This is a genomic window from Massilia sp. IC2-477 (assembly GCF_020707265.1).
Lineage (GTDB): Bacteria > Pseudomonadota > Gammaproteobacteria > Burkholderiales > Burkholderiaceae_D > Telluria.
Window position 1 is genome coordinate 661,482 of record NZ_JAJFEQ010000001.1, and the last position, 20,960, is coordinate 682,441.

At 63.8% G+C, this 20,960-nt stretch carries 19 protein-coding genes; 12 read left to right on the forward strand and 7 right to left on the reverse strand.

Annotation, left to right across the window (positions count from 1 at the left end; genetic code table 11):
- Nucleotides 1-164: 164 nt before the first annotated feature.
- The 3 genes from LK542_RS02990 (at nt 165) to LK542_RS03000 (ending at nt 3,011) form a co-directional block, all read left to right on the forward strand.
- The gene (locus tag LK542_RS02990; protein ID WP_227810737.1) at nt 165-1,388 is read left to right on the forward strand and encodes a protease complex subunit PrcB family protein; all 1,224 of its coding nucleotides are present in this window, start codon (nt 165-167) and stop codon (nt 1,386-1,388) included.
- Nucleotides 1,389-1,458: 70 nt separating this feature from the next.
- Nucleotides 1,459-2,313, forward strand: coding sequence for a MipA/OmpV family protein (locus LK542_RS02995; RefSeq protein WP_227800485.1), 855 nt, complete (start codon nt 1,459-1,461; stop codon nt 2,311-2,313).
- The gene (locus tag LK542_RS03000; RefSeq protein WP_227810738.1) at nt 2,313-3,011 is read left to right on the forward strand and encodes a hypothetical protein; all 699 of its coding nucleotides are present in this window, start codon (nt 2,313-2,315) and stop codon (nt 3,009-3,011) included. Before LK542_RS02995 ends, LK542_RS03000 begins: the two co-directional genes overlap by 1 nt.
- A gap of 201 nt (nt 3,012-3,212) precedes the next feature.
- Here LK542_RS03000 and LK542_RS03005 read toward each other — a convergent pair whose 3' ends face one another.
- Nucleotides 3,213-3,902 (reverse strand): response regulator transcription factor, encoded by a 690-nt coding sequence (locus LK542_RS03005; protein ID WP_227800487.1) that lies wholly within the window; start codon nt 3,900-3,902, stop codon nt 3,213-3,215.
- Between the two features lie 204 nt (nt 3,903-4,106).
- Here LK542_RS03005 and LK542_RS03010 point away from each other — a divergent pair, with 204 nt between their 5' ends.
- Nucleotides 4,107-6,092 carry a S9 family peptidase gene (locus tag LK542_RS03010; protein ID WP_227810739.1) on the forward strand — a complete coding sequence of 662 codons (1,986 nt, stop codon included), beginning with the start codon at nt 4,107-4,109 and terminating at the stop codon, nt 6,090-6,092.
- A gap of 119 nt (nt 6,093-6,211) precedes the next feature.
- Here LK542_RS03010 and LK542_RS03015 read toward each other — a convergent pair whose 3' ends face one another.
- The gene (locus LK542_RS03015; protein ID WP_227810740.1) at nt 6,212-7,282 is read right to left on the reverse strand and encodes a tartrate dehydrogenase; all 1,071 of its coding nucleotides are present in this window, start codon (nt 7,280-7,282) and stop codon (nt 6,212-6,214) included.
- Nucleotides 7,283-7,372: 90 nt separating this feature from the next.
- Here LK542_RS03015 and LK542_RS03020 point away from each other — a divergent pair, with 90 nt between their 5' ends.
- Nucleotides 7,373-8,266: a LysR substrate-binding domain-containing protein gene (locus LK542_RS03020; RefSeq protein WP_227810741.1), complete on the forward strand. Its 894-nt coding sequence runs from the start codon at nt 7,373-7,375 to the stop codon at nt 8,264-8,266.
- Nucleotides 8,267-8,279: 13 nt separating this feature from the next.
- Here LK542_RS03020 and LK542_RS03025 read toward each other — a convergent pair whose 3' ends face one another.
- The gene (locus tag LK542_RS03025) at nt 8,280-9,035 is read right to left on the reverse strand and encodes a GDSL-type esterase/lipase family protein (RefSeq protein WP_227810742.1); all 756 of its coding nucleotides are present in this window, start codon (nt 9,033-9,035) and stop codon (nt 8,280-8,282) included.
- 26 nt (nt 9,036-9,061) lie between these two features.
- On the reverse strand, nt 9,062-11,473 hold the full coding sequence (locus LK542_RS03030; protein ID WP_227810743.1) for a TonB-dependent receptor: 2,412 nt from the start codon (nt 11,471-11,473) through the stop codon (nt 9,062-9,064).
- Between the two features lie 327 nt (nt 11,474-11,800).
- Here LK542_RS03030 and LK542_RS03035 point away from each other — a divergent pair, with 327 nt between their 5' ends.
- Nucleotides 11,801-13,201 carry a S9 family peptidase gene (locus LK542_RS03035; protein WP_227810744.1) on the forward strand — a complete coding sequence of 467 codons (1,401 nt, stop codon included), beginning with the start codon at nt 11,801-11,803 and terminating at the stop codon, nt 13,199-13,201.
- 2 nt (nt 13,202-13,203) lie between these two features.
- On the opposite strand, the gene LK542_RS03040 is transcribed toward LK542_RS03035, so the two are convergent.
- The 3 genes from LK542_RS03040 to xseA form a co-directional block, all read right to left on the reverse strand.
- The gene (locus LK542_RS03040; RefSeq protein WP_227810745.1) at nt 13,204-13,569 is read right to left on the reverse strand and encodes a VOC family protein; all 366 of its coding nucleotides are present in this window, start codon (nt 13,567-13,569) and stop codon (nt 13,204-13,206) included.
- Nucleotides 13,570-13,722: 153 nt separating this feature from the next.
- Nucleotides 13,723-14,301, reverse strand: coding sequence for a superoxide dismutase (locus LK542_RS03045; protein WP_227810746.1), 579 nt, complete (start codon nt 14,299-14,301; stop codon nt 13,723-13,725).
- 89 nt (nt 14,302-14,390) lie between these two features.
- Nucleotides 14,391-15,764 carry an exodeoxyribonuclease VII large subunit gene (xseA, locus tag LK542_RS03050; protein ID WP_227810747.1) on the reverse strand — a complete coding sequence of 458 codons (1,374 nt, stop codon included), beginning with the start codon at nt 15,762-15,764 and terminating at the stop codon, nt 14,391-14,393.
- Nucleotides 15,765-17,011: 1,247 nt separating this feature from the next.
- On the opposite strand from xseA, the gene LK542_RS03055 reads away from it, so the two are divergent.
- From LK542_RS03055 to adk, 6 genes are all read left to right on the forward strand, one after another.
- Nucleotides 17,012-17,620 carry a MotA/TolQ/ExbB proton channel family protein gene (locus LK542_RS03055; RefSeq protein WP_227810748.1) on the forward strand — a complete coding sequence of 203 codons (609 nt, stop codon included), beginning with the start codon at nt 17,012-17,014 and terminating at the stop codon, nt 17,618-17,620.
- A complete protein-coding gene (locus LK542_RS03060; RefSeq protein ID WP_227810813.1) occupies nt 17,620-18,063 on the forward strand; it encodes a biopolymer transporter ExbD in 444 nt (147 codons plus the stop codon). The genes LK542_RS03055 and LK542_RS03060 overlap by 1 nt, the downstream gene beginning before the upstream one ends.
- A gap of 31 nt (nt 18,064-18,094) precedes the next feature.
- Complete coding sequence (gene lpxK, locus LK542_RS03065) at nt 18,095-19,123, forward strand: tetraacyldisaccharide 4'-kinase (protein ID WP_227810749.1); 1,029 nt, start codon at nt 18,095-18,097, stop codon at nt 19,121-19,123.
- Nucleotides 19,104-19,274: a Trm112 family protein gene (locus LK542_RS03070; RefSeq protein WP_227800500.1), complete on the forward strand. Its 171-nt coding sequence runs from the start codon at nt 19,104-19,106 to the stop codon at nt 19,272-19,274. The genes lpxK and LK542_RS03070 overlap by 20 nt, the downstream gene beginning before the upstream one ends.
- 4 nt (nt 19,275-19,278) lie before the next feature.
- The gene (gene kdsB, locus LK542_RS03075) at nt 19,279-20,031 is read left to right on the forward strand and encodes a 3-deoxy-manno-octulosonate cytidylyltransferase (protein WP_227810750.1); all 753 of its coding nucleotides are present in this window, start codon (nt 19,279-19,281) and stop codon (nt 20,029-20,031) included.
- A 196-nt stretch (nt 20,032-20,227) separates the two neighbouring features.
- Complete coding sequence (adk, locus tag LK542_RS03080) at nt 20,228-20,884, forward strand: adenylate kinase (RefSeq protein WP_227810751.1); 657 nt, start codon at nt 20,228-20,230, stop codon at nt 20,882-20,884.
- Nucleotides 20,885-20,960 lie beyond the last annotated feature (76 nt).

Below are 20,960 nucleotides of genomic sequence, written 5' to 3' on the forward strand. Positions count from 1 at the left end.
GAGGGGGAATGAAATCCGGGGAATTCTTACTATGCTCATACATCAGGTTTTGGTTTATCTGGTTTTCCGTTTGCCCGCCTGATATGCGAGTGTCGGCGGGTTTTTTTATTCCCAAGGAAACGATCGGTGCGCAGCCAGCACCGGCTAGTCTGGAGAAGAACAAGATGAGCATGGTTGGACGCACTGTTGTCACTGCCGCCGTGGTCGGCATGACCCTGGCAGCCTGCGGTGGCGGTGGCGATGACACCGCCGTCATGAAGAACCAGCAGGCAGGGCAGGGGATCGCCGTCGGCGAACCGAATGGCGGCGTTCCGGTCGTTTCCGAGTACATCAAGATGGCGCAGGAAGCAGACTGCGCATCGACCCGCAACAATCTGTATGTCGTCGACAGCAAGTATGTCGTGTCGGACCGCGCCGACTACGGCTGCTACGACGCTTCCTGGAGCGTGAGCCTGATGGGGCCGACGCCGCAGGCCGTCCTGTGCACGTCGAGCGACAGCTTCGCCGGCCCGCGCACCAGCTGCAGCGACGAAAGCCTGCGTCCGCTGTTCGACACCATCTCGAAGAACCTGGACAAGGCCGACCTCGGCCTCGGCGCCGCTCACAAGGTCGAGCGCGTCAGCTTCCTGCCGAAGTCGGGCAGCCCGGTCGCCTTCAAGACCGTGGTGAGCGACGCCTTCTCGAACATCGAGACCCCGCGCGAAGTCGTGATCAAGGACGCGGCCGCCTGGAGCGCCCTGTGGGCCGAACACAGCAAGACCCGGATCGCGGCGCCGCAATTCGATTTCACGAACAATATGCTGGTGGCCGTGTTCGCGGGCAACGGCAAGATCGACTGCGGTACCTTCGACGTCGTGTATGTCGGTGCGAAGGACGGCAAGCTGCTGGTCGAGTACGAATACCGCGACATGTCGCCGGTGGCAACCTGCCTGGCGGTCGTCACCCAGCCGATGCGCGTCGTCGCCGTGCCGAAAGTCGATGTCCCGGTCGAGTTCCGCAGGATCAACTCGCCGTACTTCAACCTTGAAACGATCGGCAGGGAAGTCCGCACCAATCTCCACACCCAGCGCAACGTCGTGGTTCGCGACGAGGCGGCTTGGGCCGCCCTGTGGGCCGAGCATGCCGGCGCCGGCGTGGCCCTGCCGAAGGTCGATTTCAGCCAGAAGATGGTGATCGGGGTGTTCCGCGGTCCCAAGCCGAACCTCTGCTACGGTGGCGGGATCGCCAGCGTGGGCTTCCAGGACGGCAAGCTGAAGGTCGGTATTACCGATATCGAGCCGGGCTCGGGCGCCGTCTGCGGCCAGGCGATCGTCTACCCGGCCCACCTGGTAGTCGTGAACCGCAGCGAGGCGCCGGTAGAATTCGTGTCGGAAATTCGATCCCGATAGTAACAATGCGTGAGAGTTCGGCTTGCTCGACGTAAAATATTCGATCGCCGAACTCTCGAGCCTTGAACACATGAAAAAGCTTTTCGCCCTGGTCCTGGCAGTCTCGGGCAGCGCCGCAAGCGCGCAGACGCCGACCACCAACCCGATGCCCGACGGCAGCCGCGATATGTATGCGGGGCTGGGCGTCGTGTCGGCGCCGCGGTACGAGGGGGCGGACAGCAGGAAGACGTCGGTACTGCCGGTGCTCCAGGTCCAGTGGAGCAATGGCGTGTTCATTTCGGGCATGAGCGCAGGGATGCACCTGTCCTCCAGCCCCACGGTCGAATACGGCCCGCTGCTGGCCGTTCATCCGCGCCGCACCGAATCGGGCACCGGCGGCCGCGTTGGCGGCGTCGAGGCGGGGCCCAGCTCGACCCTTGCGCCCACCAAGGTCCTCGAAACTTTCCGGTCTGACAATCCACTGGCCGGCATGGACGAGATCAAGGCGCGTCCCGAGGCCGGCGCCTTCTTCAACTATTACCTGGCCCCCGAATGGCGCCTGACCAGCAGCGTGCTGGCCGGCGCCGGCAACGACCGCAACGGCGTGCGCGGCGAGATCGGCGTCCAGCGCCTGGCGATGCAGCTGGCCCCGCACCATACGGTGTCGGTGTCGGCCGGCGTCAGTTTCGCCAACCGCGCCTACCAGCAGAGCTATTTCGGCGTCAGTGCGCGCGAGGCCGCCACCACCGGCCACCGCAGCTACCGTCCGGACGGCGGCGTGAAGGACGTGCGCATCGGCGCGCGCTGGAACTGGGCGCTGTCGCCTTCGTGGATGCTGACCTCCAGCGTGCAAGCCACCCGCCTGGCGGGTGACGCGCGCCGCAGCCCGCTCGTCGAGCGGCCCACCAATGTGACGGTTTCGACCGCCTTCGCTTACCGGTTCTGATGATGCGACTCGCACACGCCACCGCATGCGTAATGCTCCTGAGCTCGGCCAGTCTGGCCGTGGCGCAGGCGCTCGCGCCCGCGTCGGAGTGGGCGAGCTACCGCGACGCCTACCGCGCGGTGGTGGTGTTCGAAAAATATGGCGGCGCCAAGAGCCTGCTGCAGAACCACCTGCAGCTGGTGCCGCGCGAGAAGGGCGCACTGGGCGAGGGCGTGCAGCTGGTCCTGACAGGGAAGACGGTCCAGACCAGCCTCGCGCTCGACGCGCTGGGGCGGGGTGTGCTGCCGCTGGTGAAGGCGGCCTACGATGAAAACGCGGTGCTGGCGCCGAACCGCCGGATCGGCCCGTTCGGCCTGCGCTCCCGGGTGACGATCGCGCCCCAGGCCGACAACATCTACGACACCGCCGAGCTGCGCACGGCCTGCGAACAGGCGCTCGCCTACGCCCGCTACGTGGATGCCGGCGCGCGTTCGCGCCAGTGCGTCGGGGTGCGCATGGTGTTCCCGCGCAAAGGCGTCGAGACCTCGGTCAAGCTGCGCCGCGCGGAAGGCGAGCAGGCCCTGGGCGTCAGCCTGGCGCCGGCCTTCGCAGGCGATGTCGACGCCGACCTGCCTTCCGTGAACTACCGCTTCGGGCCCGATCAGGCGCAGCTGATCACCTACAGCGCGCCGCTGGCCATCGTGCCCCTGTTCGAATAGCCGCTTTCGTTGACCGCGCGGGGTGATCTGGTCCTGTGGACCAGATCACGATCCGCCCACCTTACGGACCACCAATCAGTTTTGTAGGGTGGGCGGGTTCCCCCGCCCACGCGGTGGTAGCTGTTGCACGAACCGCCGCAGACGTGCTGGCGATCGTTGACCGCGTGGGCGGGAGACCCGCCCACCCTACCGACCTACCAGCTAATTCCACGCCGAAGGCGAGAACAGGTAGCCTTCGCCCCACACCGTCTTGATCTTTTCCGACTCCGCATCCTCGAACTTGCGGCGCAGCTTCGAGATGCAGTTGTCGATACTGCGGTCCAGGCCATCGAACTCGATCCCGCGCATCTTCTTGAGCAGGGCGTCGCGCGACAGCACGCGGCCGGCGGCTTCGGCCAGCACCAGCAGCAGCTTGTATTCCGTATTCGACAGCACGCAGGGCTCGCCGCGCCACACGACGCTGCGGTCGGTGGTGACGATGCGCAGCGCGCCGAACTGCAGCACGCGGGTGTCGAGGCCGCCCTTGGCCTGGGCCGTGCGCCGCATCAGCGCGCGCAGGCGCGCCAGCAGCACGCGCGGCTGCACCGGCTTGTTGACGAAATCGTCGGCGCCCTGTTCCAGACCCGATACTTCATCGTAGGAATCCTCGCGCGCGGTCAGGATCAGGATCGGCACCTCGGACATCTCGCGGATCTGGCGGCACACCACCATGCCGTCCAGGCCCGGCAGCATCAGGTCGAGCACGACCACGTCGGGCGAGAGCGCCTTGAATCGTTCCAGCGCCTGGTCGCCGCGGGTGACGAGGTCCACCGCGAATTCATAGCCGGACAGGTATTCGGTGACGAGCTCCGCCAAACGCGCATCGTCTTCCACCAACATCACTCGGTACATGCTTGTTTCTCCTTAGTCCGAGATTGTATAAGACTCGTTGCTCGTAAGCACAGCCCCTACAAAGGGGGGACATTTGCGTACAGTTTGATGACAATGCTGGATGAATACTCGGCCGGAATATCTTACTCCTTGTTCGTCGCACTCTGCCGGAGTAGAGTTGATTTGCTGTCCCAAGCACAAACCCAAGCCATTGGAGATTACTGGATGAGACCTGTACGCTGCCCGCTCGGGCTGACCCTGTTCGCTTCGATCTTCTTCGCCGCCGGCGCCGCCATGGCCCAGGAAGCCACCGTCGCGCCGCCGGCCGCGATGGTGCTGGAAAACGTTCCGCCGATACGCGCCAGCCTGGCTGCCCAGGTGGCGAAGTACAACGAGTTCAAGCCGACTTCGTACGCGGCCTGGCACCCGACGAAGCTCGAAATGATCGTCTCGCGCCGCCACAACAACACGCCCCAGCTGTTCCGCGTGGCGAAGCCCGGCGCCCCGCTGGAGCTGATGACCGACTATGCCGAGCCGGTGCGCAGCGCCCAGTACGAGCCGCGCCAGGGCAAGTTCTACGTGTTCGGGCGCGACAGCGGCGGCAACGAGGTGTTCCGCGCCTACCGACGCGACGTCGGCATGAAGGCGTCCAGCCAGGAGGCGATCCCGATCACGCCCGACAACCGGCGCGTGCAGGACACCGCCTGGGCGAAAAAATCAGGCCGGCTGCTGTACGTGACGGTGCCGGTGGGCCGCCAGGGCTCGAACGACCAGATCAACTCGACCATCAGCATCGTCGACCCGGCGCAGCCCGAGCAAGCGCGTGTGCTGGCCGAACTGCCCGGCGGCGGCTGGGGCTCGTTCTCGTTCTCGCAGGACGACAAGCAGCTGGCCTACCTCGAGTACGTGTCGGCCAACGAGACCTACCTGTGGCTGATGGATGTCGCGAGCGGCAAGAGCCGGCTGCTGACACAAAAGGGCGGCGAGAAGGTGGCCTACAGCGACCCGGTGTTCTCGCGCGACGGCAAAGGTGTCTACACGACCAGCGACCGCGGTTCCGAATTCCGCCGCCTGGTCTACCTCGACCTGGCGAGCGGCAAGGAGACCGTGCTGACGCCCGACATCAACTGGGACATCGACGAGATCGACCTGTCCGACGACGGCAGGCTGCTGGCCTTCGTGGCCAACGAAGACGGCAGCAGCGTGCTGCGCATGATGAGCACGCGCGACCACAAGCAGCTGGCGCAGCCGAAGCTGCCGATGGGCGTCATCGGCCGCATCGAATGGCACCGCAACAGCCGCAACCTGGCGCTGTCGCTGTCCTCGGCGCGCAGTCCGTCCGAGGTGTACAGCGTCGATGCGAAGACGGGCGCCGTCACGCGCTGGACCCAGCACGAGAAGATGGATGTCGACATGAACCGCTTCGTCGAACCGTCCCTGGTGCGCTGGAAGTCTTTTGATAACCGCAGCATCTCGGGCTTCGTCTACCGTCCCGATGCCGCGAAATTCCCGGGCAAGCGGCCGGTGATGATCAACATCCACGGCGGGCCGGAAGGGCAGTCGACGCCTGGCTTCCTGGGCCGGAACAACTACTACACGGACGAGATGGGCCTGATCGTCATCTACCCGAACGTGCGCGGCTCGACCGGCTACGGCAAGAGCTTCCTGAAGCTGGACAACGGCAAACTGCGGGAAGACTCGGTGAAGGACATCGGCGCGCTGCTCGACTGGATCGCCACCCAGCCCGACATGGACGCCGCACGCGTGGCGGTGGCGGGCGGCTCCTACGGCGGCTACATGACCCTCGCCGTATCGACCATGTACGCGGACCGCATTGCGGCGGCGGTCGACATCGTCGGCATCTCGAACTTCGTCACCTTCCTCGAGCGCACCGAAAGCTACCGGCGCGACCTGCGTCGGGTGGAGTACGGCGACGAGCGCGATCCCGACATGCGCAAGTGGATGGAGGCGACGGCGCCGGCCAACAACGCGGCGAAGATCAAGAAGCCGCTGTTCGTCGTGCAGGGCAAGAACGACCCGCGCGTGCCCTGGCAGGAAGCGGACCAGATCGTGGCCACGGTGAAGAAGAACGGCACGCCGGTGTGGTACATGACGGCCAACGATGAAGGGCACGGCTTTGGCAAGAAGGCGAATGCCGATTATCTGTTTTATTCGACGATCGACTTCTTTAACACCTATCTGCTGAAATAACACTGCGGCGTCCGTCGCTGTAGGGTGGGCGGCTATGCCGCCCACGCGGTGATGTGCGACCGGGTGGGCGTTCGTAATTCCGGGCATTGCCCGAAATCACCCCGCCCACCCTACGAAACTCAGGCGCTTTCCAGGTATCCGGCGATCGCTTTCCCCACGTCGGTCGTATTCGCCGTCCCACCCATATCTGGCGTACGCGGCCCGTTCACCAGGCAATGCTCCATCGCCCTCACGACCGCATCGTGCGCATCCTTGTAGCCCAGGAACTCCAGCATCATCGCCCCGGACCAGATCATGGCGATCGGGTTCGCGATGTTCTTGCCGTAGATGTCCGGCGCCGAGCCGTGCACCGGTTCGAACAGCGAAGGGAAGCTGCGCTCCGGATTCAGGTTGGCCGAGGGCGCAATGCCGATCGTGCCGGTGCAGGCCGGCCCGAGGTCGGACAGGATGTCGCCGAACAGGTTCGAGGCCACCACCACGTCGAAGCGTTCCGGCGACAGCACGAAGCGCGCGGCCAGGATATCGACGTGGTACTTGTCCCAGCGGACCTCGGGATAGGCTTCTCCCATCGCGGCTACGCGCTCGTCCCAGTAGGGCATCGAGATCGCGATGCCGTTCGACTTGGTGGCGGCGGTCAGGTGCTTCTTGGGGCGACGCTGGGCCAGCTCGAAGGCATATTTCAGGATGCGGTCGGTCCCGTGGCGGGTGAAGACCGCTTCCTGCAGCACCAGCTCGCGCTCGGTGCCTTCGAACATGCGCCCGCCGACCGCCGAGTATTCGCCTTCGGTGTTCTCGCGCACCACGTAGAAGTCGATATCGCCCGGCTGCTTGTTCGCGAGCGGGCAGGGAACGCCGGGCATCAGGCGCACCGGACGCAGGTTCACGTACTGGTCGAACTCGCGGCGGAATTTCAGCAGCGATCCCCACAGCGAGATATGGTCGGGCACCGTGTCCGGCCAGCCGACGGCGCCAAAGAAAATCGCCTCGCAACCGTCGAGCTGCCGCTTCCAGTCGTCCGGCATCATCTTGCCGTGCTGGAGGTAGTAGTCGCAGCTGGCCCATTCGAAGTGGACGAACTCCAGCCCAATGCCGAAGCGCTTGCTCGCCGCCTCAAGGGCGCGCAAGCCTTCCGGCATGACTTCCTTGCCGATGCCGTCTCCGGCGATGACGGCGATCTTGTGTGTCTTCATGGTGCTTCTCCGATAATCGACTTGCATCAGCTTATCAAGAAAACACTCCGTTTATAATCGTCCGCACCGTAGCTTCATTAAACACGAATCGTGAACAATATTGAGAACGCCGATTTGCGGGTGCTGGTGGCCGTGGTCCGCAAGGGCAGCTTTTCCGGGGCAGCCGACGAGCTGGGGATGTCGCCCGCGTTCGTCAGCAAGCGCATCGGGGTGCTGGAAGACGGATTGCGCGTGCGCCTGTTCGAACGCAGCACGCGCCGCGTGGTGATCACCGAGGACGGCGAGCAGGTCTATGGCCGCGCCCTGCGCATCTTGGAGCAGCTCGACGACATGCTCGATGCGCTGTCGGACCGGCGCAGCGAGCCTGCCGGCCAGCTGCGCATCTGCAGCAGCTTCGGCTTCGGGCGCATCGCGGTGGCGCCGGTGATCGCGCAGCTGGCGGCCAGCTACCCGAAGCTGCAGATCCGCTTCGAGGTGTTCGACCGCCTGGTTGACACGGTGGCCGAGGGCTTCGACCTGGACGTGCGCATCGGCGACACCATCCCGCCGCAATTGGTGGCGCGCAAGCTGATGGACAACCACCGCATCCTGTGCGCGGCGCCAGCCTACATCGCCCGCCACGGCATGCCCAAGACCTTGAAGGAACTGGCCGGCCACCAGTGCCTGCCGATCAAGGAACGCGACCACCCGCTCGGCAGCTGGCGCCTGCACGGGAAAAACGGCGAGGAGACCGTACGGGTCTCGGGCGCGCTGTCGACCAACCACGGCGAGATCGCACTGCGCTGGGCGGTCGAAGGCGCCGGCATCGTACTCCGTTCGCTGTGGGATGCGCAGGGCTACCTGGACGATGGCAGGCTGCTGCAGGTGCTGCCCGAGTACACGCAGCCGGCCAGCGTGTGGGCCGTGTATCCGCAGCGCCTGGCCGGTTCCAGCAGGGTGGGGGCATGCGTGGACTTCCTGCGCCGGCACCTGGCGCAGGGGTGAGGGTGTGCTTCACTTACTTCATCATCTCATCCAGCAGCGGCTGCATGGCATCCGCCCATATCTGATAGCCAGCGGCGCCCGGATGCAGCTGGTCGGGCATGATGGAGAAAGGGATCTTGCCGTCCTGGCCGAGAAACGCCCTGGAGATGTCCAGGTAGCGCACGGTCTTGCCGTCGTCCATCTTCGCCAGCTCGCTATTCAATGCGTCGATCGTGGCCATCCGCGTGGCCGCTTCCGCCACCAGCGCAGGCGTGACCGGTCCGCCGAAACGGTCGCGCGGCCCGCGCGGGAATACGCCGAGCAGCAGCACCTTGGTGTGCGGCAGGCGGGTGCGGATCATGCCGATGATCTTGCGGTTCGCCGCCGCGATCTCGGCTGCGCTGTTATGCAGGCTGTTGTTCGTGCCCAGCATCAGGACCGTGACTTTCGGCGCGATCCCGTCCAGCTCACCGTGCTCGATGCGCCAGATGACATGCTGGGTGCGGTCGCCGCCGATGCCGAAGTTGGCGGCCTGGTACTTGCCGTAGTACGCGTCCCAGATGTGCGGCGCCTTGCGCCAGTTGTCGGTGATCGAGTCGCCGATGAACAGCAGCCCGACCGGTCCGCTTTTGGCACGCGCCAGGTTGACCCCGTGCTTCCTGAGGAACTTGCCGTCGTCCTGTTTTGCGTACGGCAGCGACGGGTTCTCGTCGGGGTATCCCTGGGCGAATACCTGGCAGCTTGCCAGGCACAGGATAAAGGCAAGGCGGCGCAATGTGGTGACACTCATCTCATGGGTTCCTTGTTTAAAACGCTTCAGAAATTCACGTCCAGCCGGGCAGTGTAATAGCGGAACGCGTCACGCGCCGGTTGCCAGCCATACGAGCGGATGTCCGGCCCCGACACCTGCCGGAAGTTCAGGAAGGAGCCGACATTACCGGCCGCGTAATGATGGTCGAACAGGTTCTTGACCCCGACCGAAAACTTGTATTTTCCGCGGCTGTCGGCGATCGACGCGCCCAGGTCGACGATGCCGTGGCCGGGCCGTTGCAGGCTCGGGTCCTGGCTGATCGCGCCCTGCACCTTGGACTGGGCGCGCCAGTTGGCGTTGATGGCCATCCTGTAGGGCATCGCCAGCGGCAGCGTGTATTCGCCGCCCAGGTTCATCTTCCACTTCGGCGAATTCGGCATCATGCCGCCGCTGGCGTCGCGCAGGAAGGCGCCCGGCACCAGCTGGTTCGGCACGGTGCAGTCGGTGGCGCCGCTATAGCAGGGACCTTGCGTCCATTCCTCCACCGTGGCGCGGGTGAAGGCCAGGTTCGCCGTCAGCAGGAAGGAGCGCGCCAGCAGCGCCGTGGCGTCCAGCTCGAAGCCCTGGGTCTGCACCTTCGGGATGCTGTACAGGACACTGGCCTGGCTGCCGTCCGAGAAGCGCTCGGTGGCCGAGGTCTGGTAGTCGCGGAAGCTGGTCTTGAACAGCGCCACGTTCAACGTGGCCCGGTTGTTCCAGAGGTTGGCCTTGAAGCCGGCCTCGAAGCTGGTGGCTTCCTCGGGCGCCAGCGGCAGGCGCTTGAACACGTTGACGTTGTTGGCGCCGCTCGTCATGTCGTAGGCCACGCCCTTGGTGCCGGTCGACGCGGTGCCGTACACCATCGTCTCCGGCGTGAGCTTGTAGCCATAACCGAGCTTGCCGGTGACGTAGTTCTCGTGATGGCGTGGGGCGGTGTAGAGGTGCGAGCCGGTGTGGACATTGTTGGGCGCGCTCGAGGACAGGCTGTCGATCGTGTGGAACATGTAATCGTTCGACTCGCGCGTGAAGCGCAGGCCCGCCGTGAGGGTGTGGCGCGGCATGAAGTCCCAGCTGCCGTTGGCGTAGATCGCGCGGTTCAGGCTGGCCGAGGTGGTGTGGTAGTTGGTCCAGTTGGTCTCCTTGACGAAGGGATTGCCGCGCAGGTAGTAGCGGTCGACGCTGGTGCGCGCCAGCCACAGGCCGACCAGGTAGCGCAGCGCGCCGCTGTCGGGTGAGGTCAGGCGCAGTTCCTGGCTCGACATCTTGGTGTCCAGGGTCCCGTTGATCATCGGCGGCTCGGCGATGCCGGACGGCTTGCCCGAATGGTCCACCTGGTAGAAGGTGGAGATCAGGTCGATGTTGTCGTTGTCGCGGAAATCGTTCGAGCGGTTCTTGTCGATCGAAGTGATCGAGGTGAGCGCATGGCCGGCCAGCGGCGAGGCTTCCGGGAACTGGTAGTTGATACGCACGCCGACGCCGCGGTCGGAGGCATCCAGACCGGTCGGGGAGTCGTTGCGGATGGTCGTGTTGAACGGGGTGACGGCGATCCCGCGCAGTACCTGGATGTTCGACAGCGCCGTGTAGTTCCTGTTGTACAGGTAGCCGACACCCGGTCCGATCGAGGTGATCGCGGCCGTGTTGCCGGTCCTGAGCGAATGGTCGTAGCGCGGCGAGATCTGCACGTCCAGGTCCGGGGTGAGCTGCCATTGCAGCTTGGCGAAGAAGGTCTTGCCGCCCGAGCCGTTCTGCATGCTGTCGGTAGTGAGGTTATGCAACAGGCCCGGGAAATTGGTCTTGCTGGCGAACACGCGCAAGCCGAGCTTCTCGGACACCCGCCCGCTGACGGAGGTGGCGACCCGGTATTCGTCGTCGCTGCTCTTGAACAGCGACAGCTTGCCTTTCATCGGACCGGCGCCGATCGGCTTGGTGGTAATGACCACGGCCCCGGCAATCGCGCTCTTGCCGAACATCGTGCTCTGCGGGCCCTTGAGGATCTCGATGCGCGCCACGTCGGCCTGGTCGCGAAACGCCTGCTGTGCCTGGGCATAGGGCATGTCGTCGACGATGATCGCGACATCGCCTTCGATGCCGATGTTGTTCGAGGTGGTGCCGATGCCGCGCATGTTGATGCTGTTGGTGCCCACCTGGGTGCCGTGCGAGATCGTCAGGGCAGGCGACAGGTTGACGATATCGTCGAACTCGCGGACGTTGTTGCGCGTGAGCGCCTCTTCAGTCAACACGGAAATCGACATCGGCACGTCTTCGAGCTTCTCGATGCGCCGGTTGGCCGAGACGACCACCGTTTCGAGTTGCGGCGCATCGGCGGGGGCGGGCGCTTCCTGGGCGTGCACGGGTGTGGCGAACTGCAGGATCGCCAGGGCGGCGGCGATCGGTGTGAGGGAGGTGCGGAGTTGCGGATATCGCTGCTGGACTGCCATGGTTGTCTCCATTATTTGGTTTTGTGACGACAGCAGAATGCAAATAAGCCTATAAAACGTTGTACTGCAACGTTTTAGTAAATAGGGAAAATTTTTTGCATGTGATATGCATGCGGGTGACTTCACGAACGAGGCGCATACAGCACCTCAGCCAACACGCTTACTAAAACGATTTACTGCAACGTTTTAGCGAGGATCGTACGAACTGCTTTTCTTGTCAACAAGTTTCGTACTAGCGTGTGGACCTGGAATTCGTCCGATTCTTGTTGAGGCTGGATGGGTGCCGGGCTAAGCTGGCGCCATCGAAGCACAAGAAAGAGACCACGGATGAAATCGACACTCCTGGGCCTGGTGGCCGCCTTTACCCTGGCTGCAAGTCCCGCTCACGCGGTTGACGCCAGCGGCCATTGGAAGGGCAGCATCGCGAATTCCCTGCGCTTGTTCCTCCAGTTCGGCAAGACGGCGGACGGCAAGTGGGAAGGCACGCTCAAGGTGCCGCAGCAGGGTTTCACGACGAAAGTGGATCAGCTCGAGGTCGGCGCAGAGCAGCTCGGCTTCAAGCTGCTGCCGCTGAACGCCGGCTTCACGGCGCGCTGGAGCGAGCAGGACAAGGCCTGGATCGGTAGCTGGAGCCAGAACGGCCAGACCGTGCCCCTGCGCCTGGAGCGCAGCGAGGCCACCGCGGGCCAGCTGCGCCGTCCGCAGCTGGAAGCGATCGCCGCGCGCCAGGCGAGCTACACCAGCCTCGATGTCGGCTTCGCCAATCCGGCAGGCGGTGGCCATGCGCTGGCCGGCAGCTTCACGGTCCCGCGCGGCAAGGGCCCGTTTCCGGCGGTGGTGCTGGTGCACGGCTCCGGCCCCATCGACCGCGACGAGACGATCCTCGGGCACAAGCCGTTCCTGGTGCTGGCCGACCACCTGAGCAGCCGCGGCATCGCGGTACTACGCTACGACAAGCGCGGCGTCGGCAAATCGGGTGGCGTATACCAGAGCGCGACGACCGACGATTTCGCCAGCGATGCCGAGGCGGCGGTCGCCTTCCTGCGCGCCCGTCCCGAAGTCGACGCAACACGGATCGGCATGGTCGGTCACTCGGAAGGGGGCATGATCGCACCGATGGTGGCGGCGCGCGATCCGAAGCTGGCGTTTGTCGTGATGCTGGCGGGCCCCGGCGTGCGCGGCGAGCTGCTGATGGTCGAGCAGCTCGCCCTGGCGGCCAGTGCTGCCGGCGCATCCGCCGAGGCAGTGGACCGGGAGCGTGCGCTGAACCGCGCGGTGTTCGCGGCGATTGTGGCCGAGGCGCGGCCAGAGGTGGCCGGCGACAAGGCGCGCCAGGTCATGGAGGAGGGCGAACGCAAGGGCATCCTGCCGCCAGGTACGGCCGCGGTCCGCGCCAGGGCATTCACCACGCCCTGGTTCCACAATTTCTTGCGTCATGAACCCGGCCCCGTCCTGCAGTCCGTGCGCCAGCCGATCCTGGCCCTGAACGGCGAGCGCGACCTGCAGGTGCCGGCCGAGCTGGACTTGTCCGCGATCCGCGCCGCGCTGGCGCACAACCCGCGCGCCGTCGTGGAAGAATTGCCGGCCCTGAACCACCTGTTCCAGACCGCACGCACCGGCGCCGCATCGGAATACGCGGAGATCGAAGAGAGCATCGCACCGCTTGCGCTGAACACGGTCAGCGCCTGGATCCTGGCGACGGTCGGGCAAGGCGGCAGCATGAAATAGCGTCAGTCCGATGGGTCCGCTGCCGACCACACCGCGAGCTCATAGCCGTCCGGATCGATGAAATGGAAGCGTCGTCCGCCGGGGAATGAAAAGACCTCGCGGCTAATGTGGCCTCCTGCGTTCCTGATCCTGGTTTCAGCCTGTGTTAAATCCTCACAGTGGAGGATGATCAAGGGGCCGCCTGGCCGGACAGGCTCTCCCGTCGTGAAGCCGCCTGTCAGCCGCTTGTCTGTGAATTCGGTATAGGCAGGGCCATAATCGACGAAAGTCCAGCCGAATACCTCGCCATAGAACTTCTTGCTCCGAGCAATATCGAGGACGTTGAACTCGATATTGTCGATTTGATTGTCTGCGCCCCGAATGCCCATTGCTTCTCCCAGGAAGTAGTCTGCTTATATGACTGCGCCGCAATACCTCATGATTGCGCCCTGCAGAAATGTACCAGAGCTGGGAACAAGGCCTTGTAAACGGACAACAGCCCGCTGGGCGGGCTGTTGGCAGAGCTACGCGCTGAGGATGGCTCAGGCCAGGTTCTGGTTCACGAAGTCCCAGTTGGCGACGTTCCAGAACGCTTCCAGGAACTTGGCGCGGGCGTTGCGGTAGTCGATGTAGTAGGCGTGCTCCCAGACGTCGGCGGTCAGCAGCGGCTTGTCCGAGGTGGTCAGCGGGGTGCCGGCGTTCGAGGTGTTGACGATGTCGACGCTGCCGTCGGCCTTCTGCACCAGCCAGGTCCAGCCGGAACCGAAGTTGCCCAGTGCCGACTTGTTGAACTCTTCCTTGAACTTGTCGAACGAGCCCCACTTGGCGTTGATGGCTTCAGCCACCTTGCCGGTCGGCGCGCCGCCGCCGTTCGGCGACATGCAGTTCCAGAAGAAGGTGTGGTTCCACACTTGGGCCGAGTTGTTGAACACACCGCCGGTCGACTTCTTGATGATCTCTTCCAGGGACAGGTTTTCGTACTCCGTGCCCTTGATCATGTTGTTCAGGTTGGTGACATAGGTCTGGTGGTGCTTGCCGTGGTGGTATTCCAGGGTCTCGGCCGAGATGTGCGGCTGCAGGGCATCCTTAGCATACGGCAGTGGCGGCAGGGTATGTTCCATGTTCTATTCCTTGTGCGTTGGTTGGACGGGTTTTGTTCCAAAACCGCGCTATTCTAAACCGGATGGCGCGATGTTGCATGCTTGGCCAGTTACTCAGGTGCGTCACCCGGCGCACCCTGCACGGAGGACACGCCGATCACGGCGGTACCACCGGCCAGGCGCACGCTCAGCTTGTTGCGCGCCTTGATCTGGCCCGGGTCGCGCAGCACCTCGCCCTTGGCGTTACTGACGATGGCATAACCGCGTTCGAGCGTGCGCTGCGGGTTCAGCAGTTCCAGCTGGGCCGACAGCGCCTCCAGTGCGTCGCGCCGCCGTTTGACAGCGTTGCACAGGCTGGCGTTCAGGTGGCGGCCGTCGGCCAGCAACTGCGCGCGCATCGCCCGCATGTCGGGGCGGTGGCGCATCCAGCGCTGCTGCAGTTGGGCCAGCACCAGGCTCTGGCGGTTCACAGGCGTGCGCACCGCGTGCGTCAGCGCGGCCGCCATCGACAGCAGCTTCACGCGCTGGTGACGGATCTGGGCCGATGGGCTCAACAGGCGCCGGCTGTAGCCGTCCAGGCCCTGGCTGGCCTCAGACAGCGTGCGGCGCATGGCGCGGCGCAGGTCCTGGGCGTCGCTCTCGAGCGAGGCGAGCCAGTCGGCGCGCGGCGTGGCCGCCAGTTCGGCGGCGGCGGTCGGGGTAGCGGCGCGCACGTCGGCGGCGAAGTCGGCAATGGTGACGTCAGTCTCGTGGCCCACGCCCGACACCACGGGAATGGCGCAGGCATCGATGGCGCGCGCCACGCACTCTTCATTGAAACTCCACAGGTCCTCGATCGAACCGCCGCCGCGGCAGACCAGCAGCACGTCGGCTTCCTGCCGGCGGGAGGCGGTCATGATGGCTTCGGCGATCTTGTCGGCGGCGAACTGGCCCTGGACCGGGGCAGGGTAGAGGATCACCCGCACGTGCGGTGCGCGGCGGCGCAGGGCGGTGAGCACGTCGCGCAGGGCTGCGGCCTGCGGGCTGGTGACGATGCCGATGGTGCGCGGGAACAGCGGCAGCGGCCGCTTGCGCTCGGCGTCGAACAAGCCCTGTGCCGAGAGCTTGTCCTTGAGGCGCAGGAAGGCTTCATACAGCTGGCCGACGCCGGCGCGACGGATGGTCTCGACATTGATCTGGTAGTCGCCGCGCGCGCCGTACAGGGTCACCAGGGCGCGCACCTCGACCTTGTCGCCTTCGCGCGGATTGAAGCCGGCGTACTGGGCGCGGCTGCGGAACATGACGGCGCGCACCTGGGCGGCATCGTCCTTCAGCGTGAAATACCAGTGGCCGGAACTGGCGCGCGTGAAATTCGAGATCTCGCCGCTGATCCACACCAGTGGAAAACTCCGTTCCAGCAGGCGCGCGACCTGCTGGTTCAGGGCTGTCACGCTCAGGACGGCTGGGGCGGCATAGGCGGGATCGGCGTCGCTTCGGTATTCCATGGCTGCTTCGTTGTCGGGCAAAGCTGATGCTTATGTCATATCTTGACGAAATCGACAAGCCTGGCGTGCCAAACGTGCGCAGTTTCCACTGTCGATGCAAAGTTGCCGTTTTTCAATGCATTCTATTGAAAAGGCTTATGGATCAAGGTCTTACGGATGGGGCATCACGTCCTGGGCTGGGCTTATCCACAAAAACTGTGGGCAACTCATCCATAAGACCGGAGACTGCCCAAGAAACTTGCTCCCCCTACCCATCCCTTACGCATCAAGGACTTAGCATGCATATGCGTGGCTTGGGCACATTCTTGTCCACAAAAAATGTGAGTAGTGCTGGATAAGAGGCAGGGTACTCAGGACTGGACGCGAATGAAGAAAGTGCACGAGCTCAGGTGCTTAAAAATGACGCGTGGAAAGTTTACACTTACAAATCAATGGCTTAGTGTTGGCTTGCCCTCCTTGCGCACAATTTTGTCCACAAAAAGTGTGAACAAGGCTGCGGTCCAGAAGTATTGGAACACGAATCTGACTGTGGAAAGCACGCTCGGGCCGCCAGTAACCTAGGACAAGCCCATGGTGCATGTTTTGGTAGCAGCGGCGTCTAAAGCTTGTGAAATCAATGGCTTAAGAGAACCCGTACAGGCTTCATCACATCTTTATCCACAAAAAATGTGCAGATGTGAATTTTCTTTGCCTCCATGCTCTCGAGGCAAAATAAGTAGTGCATGCAAGCGCAGAGTTGCGCACAACACCTTGTTTTATTGCTGAGTGATTAAATTTTGTGCAGTAGTGGTTTTTTGTTTTGGATCAATCACTTAGCATCTGAAATGCGCCCTTGCTCACACTTTTGTCCACAAAAAATGTGAGAAACCGCACATAACCCCATTGCTGAGTACAGCTTGCAACACTGCCTGTTTTTTACGCCTTAGAACTTTCCCTATGTAAATCAGATACTTAAGCCTCGCTTAAGGCCATTGCACACAATTTTGTCCACAGAATTTGTTCGTAACTGCGAACCCTTGAGCTGGATCAATACGGAGAACTAAAGTCGAGCCCGGCTGCCATCCTCGCTGCCATTTTCTTGCGCACGCGGAAAATCTCCTTTGTAATCAACGACCTTGCTTTCAACCAGGGCGCTTGCGCACATTTTTATCCACAGAACTTGTGCAGAACAGTTCCGGACTGCACTTGCCGCACTGCTGGCAACTTGTTACATTGCTGAATTGATTTCTTTACCTCAGGAGTTTCTCTTGCTCGCCATTTTCCAAGCTGCAGGCTGGCCCATCTGGCTCTTGCTGATCGCCTCGATCGTCGCTGTCGCCTTGATCGTGGAACGCCTGATCTACCTGCGGCGCGAGAAGATCCTCCCCAAGCAGCTGCTCGATGAAGTGATCCGTGTCCACCGCGCGGGCAAGGTCACTCCGGACGTGATCGACAAGCTCGAAACCAACTCGCCGCTCGGCACCGTGCTGGCCGCCGCGCTGCGCAACGTCGACGCGCCGCGTGACGTCATGAAAGAATCCATCGAAGAAGCCGGCCGCGGCGTCGCCCACGGCCTCGAGCGCTTCCTGACCACCCTCGGCACCATCGCCTCGCTGGCCCCGCTGATGGGCCTGTTCGGCACCGTGGTCGGCATGATCGAGATCTTTGGCGCCCAGAACCCGACCGGCGGCAACAATCCGGCCCAGCTGGCGCATGGTATTTCGGTGGCCCTGTATAACACCGGCTTCGGCCTGGCCATCGCGATGCCGGCCCTGGTGTTCTACCGCCACTTCCGCGCCCTGGTCGACAGCTTCATCGTCGAGATGGAACTGCAGGCCGTGAAATTCGTCGACGTCGTGCACGGGACCCGCAAATGATGAACTTCCGCCGCGGCCGCCAGCGCGAGGAACCGGAGATCAACCTGATTCCGTTCATCGACGTGCTGCTGGTCGTCCTCATCTTCCTGATGGTCTCGACCACCTACAGCAAGTTCACCGAACTGCAGATCACCCTGCCCACGGCCGACGCCGAGAAGGTGCAGGAGCGCCCGTTCGAGATCAACGTCACGATCGACGCCAAGGGCAACTACACGGTGAACAATGTGCCGGTGTCCTTCCACAGCGTCGCCGGCCTGGCTGAAGACCTGAAGAACGCGGCCCGCAGCGGCGGTCCGAACGGCCAGGCCGCCAACGACCCGGTGGTGATCGTCAACGCCGACCAGTTCGCGATGCACCAGATGGTGATCAACGTGCTGGAAGCGGCGCGCGTGGCGGGCTACGACAAGCTGACCTTCGCCGCCCAGACCGGCGCCAAAAAATAACACCAGCGGACGCGCAAGCGTCCGCCCCCGCATGTCTTCCAAGCTCGAATCGACCCTCACACGCGCCTGGCTGCGCCGCGGCCCGCTGGCGCTGGCGCTGCTGCCGCTCGCCTTGATCTTCCGGCTGCTGGCCGCCGTCCGCGTGCTGCTCTACCGCCTCGGCATCAAGAAGAGCGAGCGCCTGCCGGTGCCCGTGATCGTGGTCGGCAATATCTTTATCGGCGGCACCGGCAAGACCCCGCTGACGATCTGGCTGGCGGAAAGCCTGCGCGGGGCCGGCATGCGTCCCGGCGTGATCTCGCGCGGCCATGGCGGTGCGGAAAGCGCAGCGCGTGAAGTCACGCCGCAGTCCGATGCGCGCGAGGTGGGCGACGAGCCGCTCCTGATTGCTGCGCGCGCCGGCTGTCCGGTCGTGGTGGGACGCAAGCGCGCGGAGGCGGGCAGGGCGCTGCTGGCCGCGCACCCCGAGGTCGACGTGCTGATCACCGACGACGGCCTGCAGCACTACGCCCTGGGGCGCGACCTTGAGATCGTCCTGTTCGACGGCCGCGGCGTCGGCAACGGCTGGCTGCTGCCGGCCGGCCCGCTGCGTGAGCCGCCTTCGCGCCGGCGCGATTTCACCGTCGTGAACGCGCCCGAGATCACGCCGCAGCTAGCGCGCTCGGTGGGCGGCCAAGCTTTCCGCATGCAACTGGCGGGCGATTTCGCCGAACCCCTGAACCGTCCGGAAGCCTGCCTGCCGCTGGCGCGCCTGCAGGGCCGGCGCATCGTGGCCGCAGCCGGGATCGGCAATCCGGGGCGTTTCTTCGCAATGCTGCGCGGCGCCGGCCTGAGCTTTCGTGAACTGCCGCTGCCCGACCACCACGACTTCCTCGACCGCCCATTTGACGGCGTCGACGCCGATGTCATCCTGATCACGGAGAAGGATGCAGTAAAATGTCGGCAACTTAATAACCTGAAGGACGACCCGCGGCTGTGGGTCGTGCCGGTGACGGCGCGGATCGATCCCGCGCTGGCCGAACAAATCGTGGAGAAATGTCGTGGACGCTCGACTGCTTGATATCCTGGTCTGCCCGCTGTGCAAGGGCCCCCTCCAGTACGACAAGAAGGCGCAGGAACTGACCTGCAGCCCGGACCGCCTTGCCTACCCAGTTCGCGACGGGATCCCGATCATGTGGGCTGACCAGGCGCGCAAGATCGAACCGGTGTAACTCGATGGGCTTTACCGTCATCATCCCGGCGCGCCTTGCCTCGACCCGCCTGCCGAACAAGCCGCTGGCCGACCTCGGCGGCAAGCCAATGGTCGTGCGCGTCGCCGAGCGTGCGCGCGAATCGGGCGCCTCGCGCATCATCGTTGCTACCGATCACCCGGATATCCTGGCTGCCTGCCAGGCGCACGGCATCGAAGCCTGCATGACGCGCGCCGACCACCCCTCGGGCACCGACCGCATCGCGGAAGTCGCCCAACAGCTGGGCCTGGCGCCTGAGGAAGTCGTGGTCAACCTGCAGGGCGACGAGCCGCTGATTGACCCAAGCCTGCTGGCCGCCTGCGCCGCGCGCATCCGCGACGGCGTGCCGATGGCCACCGTTGCCCATCCGATCCACGACGTCGCGGACGTGTTCAACCCGAACGTGGTCAAGGTCGTGCTCGACAAGGCGGGCAGGGCCCTGTACTTCTCGCGCGCCACGATTCCCTGGAACCGCGACGCCTTCGCCGCGTCAAAGGAATCGCTGCCGGCAGGGTATGCGCCGTTGCGCCACGTTGGTCTCTATGCTTACAGCAACGCCTTCCTCCAGGCCTATCCGGCGCTGGAAAGCTCGCCCCTCGAAACCATCGAGGCGCTGGAACAGTTGCGTGTGCTCTGGCATGGCTACCCGATCGCCGTCCACATCACGGACAGCGCGCCGCCAGCCGGCGTCGACACCCCTGATGACCTGGAGCGCGTGCGCCGCCACTACGCTTCCTGAAAGGCGGATCGCAGCTAGTTTATTGTTGTCTGCGCTACATCAAAACCTACTGGCGGAAGGCCCCGGAATTGGCGTTAAAGCTGACTTTTGTGGTAACTTTCGTATCAAGTAAGCAGATATGCATCAAGCGCGCGCATCTCCAACATTGCTCGCCTACATAAAAATTATCAACATCCTCTAAGAATCTAGGAAACTCATGCGTCTCATTTTGTTAGGAGCACCCGGCGCCGGCAAAGGCACCCAGGCCAACTTCATCAAGGAAAAGTTCAACATTCCCCAGATTTCGACCGGCGATATGCTGCGTGCCGCAATCAAGGCTGGAAGCGAACTGGGCCTGGCTGCGAAGAAGGTGATGGATGCGGGCCAGCTGGTGTCCGACGACATCATCATCGGCCTGGTGAAAGAGCGCCTGAAAGAGACCGATTGCGCCAACGGCTACCTGTTCGACGGCTTCCCGCGCACCATCGCGCAGGCCGACGCCATGAAGGACAGCGGCGTGACGATCGACTACGTGCTGGAAATCGACGTGCCGGACGAACTGATCGTCGAGCGCATGTCGGGCCGCCGCACCCACCAGGCATCGGGCCGCGTGTACCACACCAAGTTCAATCCGCCGAAGGCCGAGGGTATCGACGACGTCACCGGCGAGCCGCTGGTGCAGCGCGACGACGACAAGGAAGAGACCGTGCAGAAGCGCCTGGCCGTGTACCACAACCAGACCGAAGTGCTGCTGGGCTACTACAACAAGTGGGCCCAGTCGGGCCTGCCGGGCGCGCCGAAGTACCGCAAGATCTCGGGTGTCGGCCCGGTCGAGCAGGTACGCGACGCAGCCTTCGCCGCGCTGTCGGAATAAACCGTCAGCGCATGTGTGAAAACGGCCCCGCGGGGCCGTTTTTCATTGGTGCTTACAAATATTTCTCGACGGCCGC